Below are 13723 nucleotides of genomic sequence, written 5' to 3' on the forward strand. Positions count from 1 at the left end.
TCTTCCTGAAAATATCCCCAGCGTCCGTGTTTGGTCCAGTAGATAGCGTAAAGATGATGATTTTATGACAGCTTAATCAGCGAGGCGGGTGGCTACAATCACTAATCCTGTCTCAAATGAAAATATTTCTCATATCAATCTGCCGCAACAACCGGGGCGGGCTCCTTGCGCATGGACAGGGTAGTGCCAACCGAAGCGGCGATGATTGCTCCAATCGCCAGCCATTGGGTGAGCGTCAGCACCTCGCCGAGGAACAGCAGGCCGGACAGTGCGCCGAATGCAGGTTCAATGCTCATCAGGGTGCCGAACGTGCGCGCCGGGATGCGTGTGAGTGCAACCATTTCCAGGCTGTAGGGCAGGGCGGTGGACAGCACCGCAACGGCCAGGGCCACGGGGATCAACGCAGGTGTGAGCAGTGCGCTGCCGGCGTGTGCGATACCTATCGGCGCTACGAACAGGGCGGCTACCACCACCCCCAGGGCCGCACTCTGAATACCGTGCTCGGCGCCGGCACGCTGCCCGAACAGGATATAGAGGGCCCAACATACGCCAGCACCCAAAGCATAAGCAGCCCCCACCGGGTCGAGTGCCTGGCCGCTGTGGCCAGCCGGCATCAACAGCAGCAGTCCGGCTATCGCCAAGGCGATCCACAGGAAGTCGATCGGTCGGCGCGAGGAGAAGATTGCCACCGCCAAAGGGCCGGTAAACTCCAAGGCCACGGCGATGCCGATCGGAACGGTTTGCAGTGCCATATAGAAGAGGAAGTTCATGCCACCCAGCGCCATGCCATAGATGACCACGTTGCGTAGGGTGGTGGCGGTCATGCGTACCCGCCACGGGCGCAATAGCAGCAGCATGATGATGCTGGCGAAAATCAGGCGCAGTGCAGTGGTGCCTTGTGCGCCGATGATGGGGAACATGCTTTTGGCCAGGGACGCACCGGACTGGATCGATGCCATGGCAATAAGCAGCAGGCCGATCGGGAAGAGGGTGGCGGCCAGGCCGCGGGGTTGGGTGTTCATTTAGGTGCGGCGATCCTTGGGCGGTGTGTGGAGTGAGCAATATAGTGCGCAATTGGTGGGGCGCGTGATAGCCCTTAAGTGACTCCGCCAGTCATTTTTCAAATCATTGAAATTAAAGGTTGACCTTCTGCAGGACCGCCCTATAATGCGCACCATTCCAACGGGGCAGCGAAGTAGAACTAGCCACCCAGTTGAGTTAAGTGTTTGAAGCTAAACGCGTTTCTCGCAAAGAACTTCAAAATAAACGCTTGACAGGCTCTGAGGAAAGCGTAGAATGCGCGCCTCGGTTGAGACGAAAAGATCTTAACCAAACGCTCTTTAACAAATTGAATCAAGCAATTCGTGTGGGTGCTTGTGAGTATGGACTGATAGTCAAAAAGATTATCAGCATCACAAGTGACCATGCGAGAAATCACATAGTCATTTGAGATTGCTGAGCCAAGTTTAGGGTTTCTTAAAAACCCAAGCAGTATTGAACTGAAGAGTTTGATCATGGCTCAGATTGAACGCTGGCGGCAGGCCTAACACATGCAAGTCGAGCGGATGAGAAGAGCTTGCTCTTCGATTCAGCGGCGGACGGGTGAGTAATGCCTAGGAATCTGCCTGGTAGTGGGGGACAACGTTTCGAAAGGAACGCTAATACCGCATACGTCCTACGGGAGAAAGCAGGGGACCTTCGGGCCTTGCGCTATCAGATGAGCCTAGGTCGGATTAGCTAGTTGGTGAGGTAATGGCTCACCAAGGCGACGATCCGTAACTGGTCTGAGAGGATGATCAGTCACACTGGAACTGAGACACGGTCCAGACTCCTACGGGAGGCAGCAGTGGGGAATATTGGACAATGGGCGAAAGCCTGATCCAGCCATGCCGCGTGTGTGAAGAAGGTCTTCGGATTGTAAAGCACTTTAAGTTGGGAGGAAGGGCATTAACCTAATACGTTAGTGTTTTGACGTTACCGACAGAATAAGCACCGGCTAACTCTGTGCCAGCAGCCGCGGTAATACAGAGGGTGCAAGCGTTAATCGGAATTACTGGGCGTAAAGCGCGCGTAGGTGGTTTGTTAAGTTGGATGTGAAAGCCCCGGGCTCAACCTGGGAACTGCATCCAAAACTGGCAAGCTAGAGTACGGTAGAGGGTGGTGGAATTTCCTGTGTAGCGGTGAAATGCGTAGATATAGGAAGGAACACCAGTGGCGAAGGCGACCACCTGGACTGATACTGACACTGAGGTGCGAAAGCGTGGGGAGCAAACAGGATTAGATACCCTGGTAGTCCACGCCGTAAACGATGTCAACTAGCCGTTGGAATCCTTGAGATTTTAGTGGCGCAGCTAACGCATTAAGTTGACCGCCTGGGGAGTACGGCCGCAAGGTTAAAACTCAAATGAATTGACGGGGGCCCGCACAAGCGGTGGAGCATGTGGTTTAATTCGAAGCAACGCGAAGAACCTTACCAGGCCTTGACATGCAGAGAACTTTCCAGAGATGGATTGGTGCCTTCGGGAACTCTGACACAGGTGCTGCATGGCTGTCGTCAGCTCGTGTCGTGAGATGTTGGGTTAAGTCCCGTAACGAGCGCAACCCTTGTCCTTAGTTACCAGCACGTTATGGTGGGCACTCTAAGGAGACTGCCGGTGACAAACCGGAGGAAGGTGGGGATGACGTCAAGTCATCATGGCCCTTACGGCCTGGGCTACACACGTGCTACAATGGTCGGTACAGAGGGTTGCCAAGCCGCGAGGTGGAGCTAATCTCACAAAACCGATCGTAGTCCGGATCGCAGTCTGCAACTCGACTGCGTGAAGTCGGAATCGCTAGTAATCGCGAATCAGAATGTCGCGGTGAATACGTTCCCGGGCCTTGTACACACCGCCCGTCACACCATGGGAGTGGGTTGCACCAGAAGTAGCTAGTCTAACCTTCGGGAGGACGGTTACCACGGTGTGATTCATGACTGGGGTGAAGTCGTAACAAGGTAGCCGTAGGGGAACCTGCGGCTGGATCACCTCCTTAATCGACGACATCAGCCTGCTGATGAGCTCCCACACGAATTGCTTGATTCATTGTCGAAGACGATCAAGACCCTATATAGGTCTGTAGCTCAGTTGGTTAGAGCGCACCCCTGATAAGGGTGAGGTCGGCAGTTCAAATCTGCCCAGACCTACCAATATGCGGGGCCATAGCTCAGCTGGGAGAGCGCCTGCCTTGCACGCAGGAGGTCAGCGGTTCGATCCCGCTTGGCTCCACCACTCGCTTTACCTGATCAGAACTTAGAAATGAACATTCGTAGATGAATGTTGATTTCTGACTTTTGTCAGATCGTTCTTTAAAAATTCGGATATGTGATAGAAATAGACTGAACACCAGTTTCACTGCTGGTGGATCAGGCTAAGGTAAAATTTGTGAGTTCTGCTCGAAAGAGCGACGTGCGAATTTTCGGCGAATGTCGTCTTCACAGTATAACCAGATTGCTTGGGGTTATATGGTCAAGTGAAGAAGCGCATACGGTGGATGCCTTGGCAGTCAGAGGCGATGAAAGACGTGGTAGCCTGCGAAAAGCTTTGGGGAGTCGGCAAACAGACTGTGATCCAGAGATCTCTGAATGGGGGAACCCAGCCAGCACAAGCTGGTTATCTTGTACTGAATACATAGGTGCAAGAGGCGAACCAGGGGAACTGAAACATCTAAGTACCCTGAGGAAAAGAAATCAACCGAGATTCCCTTAGTAGTGGCGAGCGAACGGGGACCAGCCCTTAAGTTGGTTTGAGATTAGTGGAACGCTCTGGAAAGTGCGGCCATAGTGGGTGATAGCCCCGTACACGAAAATCTCTTATCAATAAAATCGAGTAGGACGGAGCACGAGAAACTTTGTCTGAATATGGGGGGACCATCCTCCAAGGCTAAATACTACTGACTGACCGATAGTGAACTAGTACCGTGAGGGAAAGGCGAAAAGAACCCCGGAGAGGGGAGTGAAATAGATCCTGAAACCGTATGCGTACAAGCAGTGGGAGCCTACTTTGTTAGGTGACTGCGTACCTTTTGTATAATGGGTCAGCGACTTATATTCAGTGGCGAGCTTAACCGAATAGGGGAGGCGTAGCGAAAGCGAGTCTTAATAGGGCGTTTAGTCGCTGGGTATAGACCCGAAACCGGGCGATCTATCCATGGGCAGGTTGAAGGTTAGGTAACACTGACTGGAGGACCGAACCGACTACCGTTGAAAAGTTAGCGGATGACCTGTGGATCGGAGTGAAAGGCTAATCAAGCTCGGAGATAGCTGGTTCTCCTCGAAAGCTATTTAGGTAGCGCCTCATGTATCACTGTAGGGGGTAGAGCACTGTTTCGGCTAGGGGGTCATCCCGACTTACCAAACCGATGCAAACTCCGAATACCTACAAGTGCCGAGCATGGGAGACACACGGCGGGTGCTAACGTCCGTCGTGAAAAGGGAAACAACCCAGACCGTCAGCTAAGGTCCCAAAGTCATGGTTAAGTGGGAAACGATGTGGGAAGGCTTAGACAGCTAGGAGGTTGGCTTAGAAGCAGCCACCCTTTAAAGAAAGCGTAATAGCTCACTAGTCGAGTCGGCCTGCGCGGAAGATGTAACGGGGCTCAAACCATGCACCGAAGCTACGGGTATCATCTTATGATGATGCGGTAGAGGAGCGTTCTGTAAGCCTGTGAAGGTGAGTTGAGAAGCTTGCTGGAGGTATCAGAAGTGCGAATGCTGACATGAGTAACGACAATGCGAGTGAAAAACTCGCACGCCGAAAGACCAAGGTTTCCTGCGCAACGTTAATCGACGCAGGGTTAGTCGGTCCCTAAGGCGAGGCTGAAAAGCGTAGTCGATGGAAAACAGGTTAATATTCCTGTACTTCCAGTTATTGCGATGGAGGGACGGAGAAGGTTAGGCCAGCCTGGCGTTGGTTGTCCAGGTTTAAGGTGGTAGGCTGGAATCTTAGGCAAATCCGGGATTTCAAGGCCGAGAGCTGATGACGAGTTGCCTTTAGGCGACGAAGTGGTTGATACCATGCTTCCAAGAAAAGCTCCTAAGCTTCAGATAACTGGGAACCGTACCCCAAACCGACACAGGTGGTTAGGTAGAGAATACCAAGGCGCTTGAGAGAACTCGGGTGAAGGAACTAGGCAAAATGGCACCGTAACTTCGGGAGAAGGTGCGCCGGCGAGGGTCAAGGACTTGCTCCGTAAGCCCATGCCGGTCGAAGATACCAGGCCGCTGCGACTGTTTATTAAAAACACAGCACTCTGCAAACACGAAAGTGGACGTATAGGGTGTGACGCCTGCCCGGTGCCGGAAGGTTAATTGATGGGGTTAGCGCAAGCGAAGCTCTTGATCGAAGCCCCGGTAAACGGCGGCCGTAACTATAACGGTCCTAAGGTAGCGAAATTCCTTGTCGGGTAAGTTCCGACCTGCACGAATGGCGTAACGATGGCGGCGCTGTCTCCACCCGAGACTCAGTGAAATTGAAATCGCTGTGAAGATGCAGTGTATCCGCGGCTAGACGGAAAGACCCCGTGAACCTTTACTATAGCTTTGCACTGGACTTTGAATTTGCTTGTGTAGGATAGGTGGGAGGCTTTGAAGTGGGGACGCCAGTTCTCATGGAGCCATCCTTGAAATACCACCCTGGCAACTTTGAGGTTCTAACTCAGGTCCGTTATCCGGATCGAGGACAGTGTATGGTGGGTAGTTTGACTGGGGCGGTCTCCTCCCAAAGAGTAACGGAGGAGTACGAAGGTGCGCTCAGACCGGTCGGAAATCGGTCGTAGAGTATAAAGGCAAAAGCGCGCTTGACTGCGAGACACACACGTCGAGCAGGTACGAAAGTAGGTCTTAGTGATCCGGTGGTTCTGTATGGAAGGGCCATCGCTCAACGGATAAAAGGTACTCCGGGGATAACAGGCTGATACCGCCCAAGAGTTCATATCGACGGCGGTGTTTGGCACCTCGATGTCGGCTCATCACATCCTGGGGCTGAAGCCGGTCCCAAGGGTATGGCTGTTCGCCATTTAAAGTGGTACGCGAGCTGGGTTTAGAACGTCGTGAGACAGTTCGGTCCCTATCTGCCGTGGACGTTTGAGATTTGAGAGGGGCTGCTCCTAGTACGAGAGGACCGGAGTGGACGAACCTCTGGTGTTCCGGTTGTCACGCCAGTGGCATTGCCGGGTAGCTATGTTCGGAAGAGATAACCGCTGAAAGCATCTAAGCGGGAAACTTGCCTCAAGATGAGATCTCACTGGGATCTTGAATCCCCTAAAGGGCCGTCGAAGACTACGACGTTGATAGGTTGGGTGTGTAAGCGCTGTGAGGCGTTGAGCTAACCAATACTAATTGCCCGTGAGGCTTGACCATATAACACCCAAGCAATTTGCTGACGCAGATTGCGGTGGTGAAGATGATACGAACCGAAAGTTCGCAACGAACCACAAACATCACATATCCGGATTCGCTGGGCTGTCCATCTGGACATTCTGGCTACAGAATTTCTTGACGACCATAGAGCATTGGAACCACCTGATCCCATCCCGAACTCAGCAGTGAAACGATGCATCGCCGATGGTAGTGTGGGGTTTCCCCATGTGAGAGTAGGTCATCGTCAAGATTCATTTCGCAAAACCCCTATCTGCGCATGCAGGTAGGGGTTTTGTCTTTGTGGGCAAAAAATTCAGCCCTGCCCGAACCCCTGTAGGAGCAGCCTTGTGCTGCGAAGAGGCCGGTAAGGCTAAAGATTATCTTCGGCTGCAATGGCCTCTTCGCAGCACAAGGCTGCTCCTACAGGGGTCTGTGGTAAGTCGCCGATCGCGACACAAGGCCGCTCCTGCAGGGTCTGTGGCAACAGGTCAGGATCATGAAATGTACGTCATCTATGCCTGATGAAACGTAGGGCAATGCTACGCTCGCGGAAATACTCAGCACGGATACCCACCATGGACATGAACTGGCACCAGGCCCTGCAAGAGAGCCTGCGATGGCTGGCAATCGCTTCGTTCATCACCCTTGTCTGCTTTACCGCTGCCGCGACACTGGCTGTACGTTGCACGCGCTGGGGCAGCCAGTTCTGGCAGCTTGCCGGGCCCTACTTCAGTTTCAGGCGCAGTTGGCGCCCACTGCTGGTGTTTGCGCTGTTGCTGGTGTTGACGCTGTTCTCGGTGCGCCTCAACGTACTGTTCTCGTTCTGGTACAACGGCTTCTACAGTGCCTTGCAAGGCCTGGATCAATCCGCTTTCTGGTACATGCTCGGCGTCTTTGCCGTACTGGCCACCATCCATGTACTGCGTTCGCTGTTCACCTTCTATGTAACCCAGGCATTCAGCATTCGTTGGCGGGTCTGGCTCACCGAGCGTCTGACCCACGACTGGATGCATGGCGATGCCTACTACCGTGGTCAGTTTCTGGCCGAGCCGGTGGACAACCCTGACCAGCGTATCGAACTGGATGCCAATGCATTTGTCACCAACTCGGTCACCCTGGCCTTGGGTGCTGTCAGTGCACTGGTGTCGCTGGTGGCCTTCACCGGGATCCTCTGGTCGCTGTCGGCACCGCTGGCGGTTGCCGGTGTGGAAGTCCCCCGGGCGATGGTGTTTGCCGTGTACCTGTATGTCATCGTTGCCACCTGGATTGCCTTCCGCCTGGGGCGCCCGTTGATCCGTCTGAACTTCCTCAATGAAAAACTCACCGCCAACTTTCGCTATGCGCTGATGCGCCTGCGCGAGAATGCCGAGAACATTGCCTTCTACCAAGGCGCCTCGGTGGAGCGTGGCACGTTACTGGGCCGCTTTGGCGCCTTGATCGTCAATGCCTGGGCGCTGGTGTTCCGGAACCTGAAATTCAGTGGTTTCAACCTGGGTGTTAGCCAGGTTGCCGTGGTGTTCCCGTTTATACTCCAGGCGCCACGCTTCTTCAGCGGTGCGATCAAGTTGGGTGACGTGATGCAGACCGCCCAGGCCTTTGGCCAGGTGCAGGATTCATTGTCGTTCTTCCGCGAATCTTACGATGCGTTCGCTCAATACCGGGCCACCCTCGACCGTCTGACCGGTTTTCTTGATGCCAACCAGCAGGCGAGCGCCTTGCCGCGTGTCACCCTCGAGGCTCAGCAGCATGGGCTGGAAATCATTGATCTGCAGGTGCTGCGGCCAGACGGGCATGCCCTTGTCGCTGACCTTGGCCTGAGCCTGCACGCCGGTCAGGCATTGTTGATCAAGGGCCCGTCGGGCAGTGGTAAAACTACCCTGCTGCGAGCCCTGGCGGGCCTTTGGCCTTACGCTGAAGGTAAGGTCAGGCGCCCGCCAGGCCATCAGGCGTTATTCCTGTCGCAGCGCCCCTACCTGCCGCTGGGGGACTTGCGGGCGGTCATCGCCTACCCGGCAGCCAGCAAGCCCGAGGACGAAGTACGTATGCAACAGGCCTTGCGCCAGGTCAACCTGGCTCATCTGGCGGAGCGGCTGGAGGTCAGTTGCGACTGGTCGCATATTCTCTCGGTGGGCGAGCAGCAGCGCCTGGCGTTCGCACGGGTGCTGTTCAACCGGCCTCAGGTAGTGTTCCTCGATGAGTCCACTTCGGCGATGGACGAAGGGCTCGAGCACGCCCTGTATTCGCTGCTGCGCACGGAAATGCCGGGTGCGCTGCTGGTCAGTGTTGGCCATCGCAGCACACTGGCGGGGTTCCATACTCACCGGCTGGAGGTGGATGGGCACGGGGGCTGGTCGTTGCTCAAGCAAGAGCCGGCGTTGGCCTAGTCCGGTGTGCTCAACGTAACAGCATCACCCCCACCAGGGTGGTGCTGGCAAGCCCTGCGCCGACCAGGAAGGTTGCCTGGAACCCCGCACCATCCCACAACAACCCTGCCACCACGCTGGCCGTCAGCAGTGCCACCCCGGTCAGCAGGTTGAACAGGCCGAAGGCGGTCCCGCGCAGGTTGGCCGGTGCGCTGTCGGCGATCATGGCCGCGAAGATGCCTTGGGTGAAGCCCAGGTGCAGGCCCCAGGCGGCAACCCCCAAGGCCAGCCCCGCCCAGCCAGACAGCAGGGCCAGCAACAGGTCGGCGGCGATCAGCAGCCCCAGCCCCGTCATCAGCACGCCGCGGCGCCCCAGACGGTCCGACATTACCCCGGCAGGGTAGGCCGACACCGAGTAGGCCAGCGCCATCAGCACCAGCACCGCAGGCGCCCACATTGGCGCCAGGCCCATGTCCTGGGCGCGCAGTAGCAGGAAGGCCTCGCTGAAGCGGGCAAGGGTGAACAAGGTGGCCAGGCCGATCAGCCGCCAGTAGGCCGGGCCCAGGCGTACCCGTTCGTGCACCGCCAGCGGTGCGCGCACGGGCGGTGTCGTGGCAGGCGTTTCAGGTTCGCGCACGAAGGCGATGAGGATGTACACCGCCACCAACGCTGGGATCACCGACACCCAGAACACCCTCTGGAAGTGGCTCGCGGTCAGCCACATCAGCACGATCGCCAGCAATGGCCCGAGGAAAGCGCCAACCGTATCCAGCGCCTGACGCAGGCCAAAGGCGGCACCACGCAACTCGGGGGGCGTGACATCAGCCACCAACGCATCACGCGGCGCCCCACGGATGCCTTTGCCGACCCGGTCGACGAAACGTGCTGCGATCAGCCACTCCAGCCCGGAGGCCATGGGGAATACTGGCTTGGTCAGCGCGCCCAAGCCGTAGCCGAGCACGGTCAGCAGCTTGCGCTTGCCCAGCCGGTCGCTGAGCGCGCCGGAAAACACTTTGGTGATCGAGGCGGTTGCCTCGGCGATACCTTCGATAACGCCCACAGCAACCACCGAAGTGCCGAGCACGGTGACCATGTACAGTGGCAGCAGGGCGTGGATCATCTCCGAGGAAATGTCCATGAACATCGACACGAAGCCCAGCGCCCAGACACTGCGCGGGATCTTTGGCAAGGTTCGGCTGGCATTAACGGCGCCGCTTTCTTCATTGCTGCGCATCTGGGGTCTCGTCAGCGTTGCTACGTTCAAACTGTAGGAGCCCACGCGCAGGATGCAAACCGGAACCACGACCGGTCAGGCCAAGCTGCGCACCCGCCGCCAGACGGTGCTGCGGCTGACCCCCAGGCGCCGCGCGGCCTCGTCCATGTCGCCGTCGCAGCAAGCCAGCACCTGACGCGCATGGGCCGTTTCGGCTGCTTTGCCCAGGCTACGCAGGTTGTCGGTGGCGGCATGGGGCAGCTTCGCCGCTGCAGCCGCGCCGGCCTCGAAGAACTCCGGGAACAACGTGGCCAAGTCGACCTTGTCATCGTGGCCCTGCGGACTCAGGCACAAGGCCGCGCGCTCGGCGATGTTCTCCAGCTCACGCATGTTGCCCGGCCAAGGGTGGCGCAGCATCAATGGCAGAATGTGCTGCACGTGCTCGTCACTTGAAGGCGGCAAGCCCCTGGCTCGGCAGTGGCGCGCAAGCAGGGCATTGAACAGCGGCACGATGTCTGCGATCCGCTCGCGTAGCGGCGGTACGGCCAGGCGCAGGATATTCAGGCGGTAATACAGGTCCTGGCGAAAGCGCTGGTCGGCGATGCGCGCGGGCAGGTCGCAATGGGTGGCGGCAATCACCCGGATATCCACTGCCTTCGGCTGGCAGGCGCCCAAACGCAGCACCTCGCGCTCCTGCAGCACCCGCAGCAGGCGGGTTTGCAGGGCCACCGGCATGTCACCTATTTCGTCGAGGAACAAGGTGCCGGTGTGCGCCAGCTCGATCAGGCCGGGCTTGCCGCCTTTGCGCGAACCGGTGAAGGCACCGTCCTCGTAGCCGAACAGTTCACTTTCAAGCAGCGACTCGGGCAGCGCCGCACAGTTGATCGCCACGAACGGCCCCTGTTGGCGCGGGCTGGCGTGGTGCATGCTTTGCGCCAGCAACTCCTTGCCGGTACCACTCTCGCCGGTGATCAGCACCGTGGCGTCGGCCTGTGCGTAGCGCTGAGCCAGGCTCAGGATGGCGCGAAATGCCGGCGCGTCACCGAGCAGTTGCTCGAAGCGATGGCGCGCCTTGAACGGGCGCGCATCGGGCTGTTCACGGCCGCGCCGTGGCAGGCGGTGTGTGGGGGGCTCACCAGCCTTGGCACTCAGGGTCACCAGGCTGTCGAATGTATGGCGCAGGCTTTCGGCATCCAGCGCCAGCACGCCTTGGGCACCCGCGGCGTCGGCCAACTGGCATACCGTTGGCGAGCCGATGATCACCTCGAAGCCATCCGCGACCAAGCGTTCGACCTGATCCCGGGCCTGCTCCAGGCTGGTGTAGGTGTGCTCGCGAATCTGCAGGGTGAACAGCGCCTGCATCGCCGCCAGTTCCGGGTACGGCTGGGCGAAACTGAGGATACCCACCCGGCTGGCCCGGTCGCGGGCCTGCACCAGGGCACGGATCAGGTCGAACTCGCCCAGGTGCAGGGTTCGCACCGAGGTAATCAGGTGATGTCGCAAGTAATCGGCGGCAGCCCCGGAACACAGAATGACGTCTGCCTGCTGGTGGCTTTCCAGCTTGCGCGCCAGTGGCAGCAGGTCGGCCAGGCTGGTTTCGATGACCTCTATACGGGCTTGTTGCCGGTAGTCGGCGCTTACTTGCTCGATCAGTTGCGCCATGCGGCTGGGAGCGGCGGGGCGATGCAGGTGGGTAACCAGCGCAACCACGCGGGGCAGGTAAGCGGTGACGGGCATACAGGCTCCTTGTCTACAGCAATTGGGGCATTACAGAGGGTTTACCAGGTGCCCGCCATCCACGGCCACGATGCTGCCGGTCATGAATGCGCCGGCATCACTGGCCAGCAACAGCAAAGGGCCGTCCAGTTCGTGCAGTTGCCCCAGGCGGCGCATCGGCACGTGGTTTTTGATGTAACCCTGACCGTCCTCGCTGTCGAAGTAGTCTTCGTTCATCTCGGTCCTGAAGTAGCCTGGGGCAATGGCATTGACGCGGATCCGGTAGCGGGCCAGCTCCAGTGCCATGGCCTTGGTCAGTTGCACCACGGCGGCCTTGGCCGTGCAGTAGTGGCTCAGGCCGCTGCCGACCCGCAGGCCGAGGATCGAGGCGATGTTGACGATGCTGCCTGGCTGCCCGGCCTTGACCAGGCGCTGGGCTGCGCACTGGGCAACATGAAACACACCGTCGAGGTTGGTCGAGAGCATGCGTTGCCAGTCCTGCTCCCTCATATCGAGAAAGCGCCCGGGGTCGCCGATACCGGCATTGTTGATGATCACGTCGACCACGCCAAAGCGTGCCTCGGCTTGGTCGAAGGCCTGCTCGACGCTGTCGCGGCGGGTCACGTCCAGTGCCACGGCAAGTGCTTCACCGCCGTTGGCCTGCAGTGCGTCGGCCAGCGCCTGCAGGCGCTCGACCCTGCGCGCTGCCAGCACCACCCGGGCGCCAGCAGCCTGGGCCAGGCGTGCGAAATGCGCGCCCAGGCCGCTGGAGGCCCCGGTGACCAGCACGGTCTTGCCAGTCAAGGAAAATGTGTTTGCAAGCATGCTGTCGGCCCTTGGTCAAAGTACTTCGAACAGGCCGGCGGCACCCATGCCACCGCCCACGCACATGGTCACAACCACGAACCGCTCCCCGCGCCGTTTGCCTTCGAGCAAGGCATGCCCGACCATCCGCGCACCGCTCATGCCATAGGGATGGCCGATGGCGATGGCGCCGCCGTTGACGTTCAGCCGCGCGGGGTCGATACCCAGCTTGTCGCGGCAATACAGCACCTGGCAGGCGAACGCTTCGTTGAGTTCCCACAGGCCGATGTCGCCCACCTTCAGCCCATGCTGCTTGAGCAGGTGCGGCACGGCGTATACCGGGCCAATGCCCATCTCTTCCGGGGCCAGGCCGGCCACCGCGATGCCCCGGTAAAGGCCCAGCGGCTCAAGGTTGCGCTGCTCGGCCAGGCGCGCGTTCATCAGTACGCAGGCGCTGGCACCGTCGGACAGCTGGCTGGCATTGCCGGCGGTGATGCAGCCGCCTTCGAGCACGGGTTTCAAGCCGGTCAGGTCCTCCAGGCGTGTCTGCGGGCGGTTGCCTTCGTCCTGCGTCAGGGTCACCTCGCGGTAACTGACCTCGCCGGTCTGCTTGTCTTTGATCAACTGCTGCGCTGTCACGGGCACGATTTCGGTCTCGAACAACCCGTTGCGCTGGGCGGCGGCGGTGCGCAGCTGTGACTGTAGGGCGTAGGCGTCCTGGGCGTCGCGGCTGATGCCATAGCGCTTGGCCACGTGCTCGGCAGTCTGCAGCATCGGCATGTAGGCATGTGGGACACGTTGAATCACGCGGCTGTCCTGCTCGGCCAATGCCCATTCCAGGTTACGCGCCTGTACCGCGCTGATGTTTTCCTGGCCGGCGCCGACGGTCACCTGCATGCCATCGACCATGATCTGTTTGGCGGCGGTGGCGATTGCCATCAGCCCGGAGGCGCACTGGCGGTCCAGGGTCTGGCCGCTGACCGACACCGGCAGGCCGGCAGCCAGCGCGCTCATGCGGCCCAGGTTCCAGCCAGCGGTGCCGGAGGGCATCGCGGTACCCATTACCAGGTCTTCGATTTCATCACCGGCGATGCTGGCGCGGACCACCGCCGCCTGGATGGCCTGCGCGGCCAGGCTCGGCGAGCGGGTGTTGTTCAGCGCGCCGCGAAAGGCCTTGCCGATCGGGGTACGGGCAGTGGAGAGAATGACGGCTTCTTTCATGTCCGGGGT

6 protein-coding genes, 2 tRNA genes and 3 rRNA genes are annotated in these 13723 nt (G+C 58.8%); 6 read left to right on the plus strand and 5 right to left on the minus strand.

Translation table 11 applies throughout. The features are described 5' to 3' along the window. Window positions 1-134 precede the first annotated feature (134 nt). Window positions 135-1022 (minus strand): threonine/homoserine exporter RhtA, encoded by an 888-nt coding sequence (gene rhtA, locus OZ911_RS09395; RefSeq protein WP_023047812.1) that lies wholly within the window; start codon window positions 1020-1022, stop codon window positions 135-137. 474 nt (window positions 1023-1496) lie between these two features. Here rhtA and OZ911_RS09400 point away from each other — a divergent pair. The 6 genes from OZ911_RS09400 (at window position 1497) to OZ911_RS09425 (ending at window position 8781) form a co-directional block, all read left to right on the plus strand. Further along, window positions 1497-3033 (plus strand): 16S ribosomal RNA (locus OZ911_RS09400). Between the two features lie 77 nt (window positions 3034-3110). Beyond that, a tRNA-Ile gene (locus OZ911_RS09405) sits at window positions 3111-3187 on the plus strand. A 6-nt stretch (window positions 3188-3193) separates the two neighbouring features. Continuing rightward, window positions 3194-3269, plus strand: a tRNA-Ala gene (locus OZ911_RS09410). 235 nt (window positions 3270-3504) lie between these two features. Then, a 23S ribosomal RNA gene (locus tag OZ911_RS09415) occupies window positions 3505-6397 on the plus strand. Between the two features lie 134 nt (window positions 6398-6531). After that, window positions 6532-6647, plus strand: a 5S ribosomal RNA gene (gene rrf, locus OZ911_RS09420). Together the 16S, 23S and 5S rRNA genes with 2 tRNA genes alongside form the textbook arrangement of a ribosomal RNA operon. A 325-nt stretch (window positions 6648-6972) precedes the next feature. Beyond that, window positions 6973-8781, plus strand: a complete 1809-nt coding sequence (locus tag OZ911_RS09425) for an ABC transporter ATP-binding protein/permease (RefSeq protein ID WP_023048219.1) — start codon at window positions 6973-6975, stop codon at window positions 8779-8781. A gap of 10 nt (window positions 8782-8791) precedes the next feature. Here the strand turns inward: OZ911_RS09425 and OZ911_RS09430 are convergent, their stop codons facing one another. The 4 genes from OZ911_RS09430 to OZ911_RS09445 form a co-directional block, all read right to left on the minus strand. Beyond that, entirely contained in the window at window positions 8792-9994 is a 1203-nt protein-coding gene (locus OZ911_RS09430) for an MFS transporter (protein ID WP_070086486.1), read from the minus strand. A gap of 75 nt (window positions 9995-10069) precedes the next feature. Next, complete coding sequence (gene prpR / locus OZ911_RS09435) at window positions 10070-11710, minus strand: propionate catabolism operon regulatory protein PrpR (RefSeq protein WP_016485842.1); 1641 nt, start codon at window positions 11708-11710, stop codon at window positions 10070-10072. A gap of 30 nt (window positions 11711-11740) precedes the next feature. After that, window positions 11741-12514, minus strand: coding sequence for an SDR family NAD(P)-dependent oxidoreductase (locus OZ911_RS09440; protein ID WP_016485843.1), 774 nt, complete (start codon window positions 12512-12514; stop codon window positions 11741-11743). A gap of 15 nt (window positions 12515-12529) precedes the next feature. Continuing rightward, window positions 12530-13714 carry an acetyl-CoA C-acyltransferase gene (locus OZ911_RS09445; RefSeq protein WP_023049523.1) on the minus strand — a complete coding sequence of 395 codons (1185 nt, stop codon included), beginning with the start codon at window positions 13712-13714 and terminating at the stop codon, window positions 12530-12532. Window positions 13715-13723 lie beyond the last annotated feature (9 nt).

Origin of the sequence: Pseudomonas fortuita (genome assembly GCF_026898135.2) — a bacterium.
Lineage (GTDB): Bacteria > Pseudomonadota > Gammaproteobacteria > Pseudomonadales > Pseudomonadaceae > Aquipseudomonas > Aquipseudomonas fortuita.

Excerpts from the sequence above, each read along its gene's own strand:
- rhtA (WP_023047812.1), bottom strand. The coding sequence starts at position 1,022 with ATGAACACCCAACCCCGCGGCCTGGCCGCCACCCTCTTCCCGATCGGC.
- OZ911_RS09425 (WP_023048219.1), top strand. The coding sequence starts at position 6,973 with ATGGACATGAACTGGCACCAGGCCCTGCAAGAGAGCCTGCGATGGCTG.
- OZ911_RS09430 (WP_070086486.1), bottom strand. The coding sequence starts at position 9,994 with ATGCGCAGCAATGAAGAAAGCGGCGCCGTTAATGCCAGCCGAACCTTG.
- prpR (WP_016485842.1), bottom strand. The coding sequence starts at position 11,710 with ATGCCCGTCACCGCTTACCTGCCCCGCGTGGTTGCGCTGGTTACCCAC.
- OZ911_RS09440 (WP_016485843.1), bottom strand. The coding sequence starts at position 12,514 with ATGCTTGCAAACACATTTTCCTTGACTGGCAAGACCGTGCTGGTCACC.
- OZ911_RS09445 (WP_023049523.1), bottom strand. The coding sequence starts at position 13,714 with ATGAAAGAAGCCGTCATTCTCTCCACTGCCCGTACCCCGATCGGCAAG.